The organism is Nguyenibacter vanlangensis, assembly GCF_013376155.1.
GTDB lineage: Bacteria > Pseudomonadota > Alphaproteobacteria > Acetobacterales > Acetobacteraceae > Gluconacetobacter > Gluconacetobacter vanlangensis.
On record NZ_JABXXP010001080.1, the window covers coordinates 1 to 730 of the forward strand.

Below are 730 nucleotides of genomic sequence, written 5' to 3' on the forward strand. Positions count from 1 at the left end.
CGATCAGCGCCCCCAGCGCCCGCGCCTGCGCAACGGGCGAGAAGGACCGCGCCATCGGCACCGTCTCGACGCGAAACCCCTCCCCGCGCACATCGGCCAGCAGCGGCCCGTCCGCACAGACGCCCACCACTTCATGCCCCGCCGCACGCAACCCGCGCATCAGGGGCAGAAGGAAATGCCGCAACGAGAAATCGACGTTGGTGACTTCCAGAACCTTCATGCCACAGGGTCTTCATCACCCCCGGCCCAACGGCGTGCGTTTCCGAGCATCGGAGCAGAGCGGCCTTGTCGGTCGTGAGCATCAAAGCGCAGGAACGCGCATCGGACCACCAGCGCATAGTCCCGATCAGATCCTGTCCGGAAATGCGGGCTGGTGAGCGAGAGTGCCGCAAAGCGGCACGGCCGGCGTGCGTTTCCGAGCATCGCAGCGGAGCAGCCTTGCGGCCGTGAGCACCGAAGCACAGGAAACGCGCGTCGGATCGCCGTCAGCGCATAGTCCCGATCAGATCCTGTCCGGAAATGCGGGCTGGTGAGCGAGAGTGCCGCAAAGCGGCACGGAAGGCGTGCGTTTCCGAGCATCGCAGCGGAGCAGCCTTGCGGCCGTGAGCACCGAAGCACCGGAAACGCGCGTCGGATCGCCGTCAGCGCATAGTCCCGATCAGATCCTGTCCGGAAATGCGGGCTGGTGAGCGAGAGTGCCGCAAAGCGGCACGGAAGGCGTGCGTTTCCG

The 730-nt window shown here is 66.4% G+C and carries 1 pseudogene; it reads right to left on the reverse strand.

What is annotated here, in order from left to right:
- Positions 1 to 220, reverse strand: a pseudogene (locus HUK84_RS21345) (glycosyltransferase family 4 protein); the annotation flags it as partial.
- Positions 221 to 730: the final 510 nt, after the last annotated feature.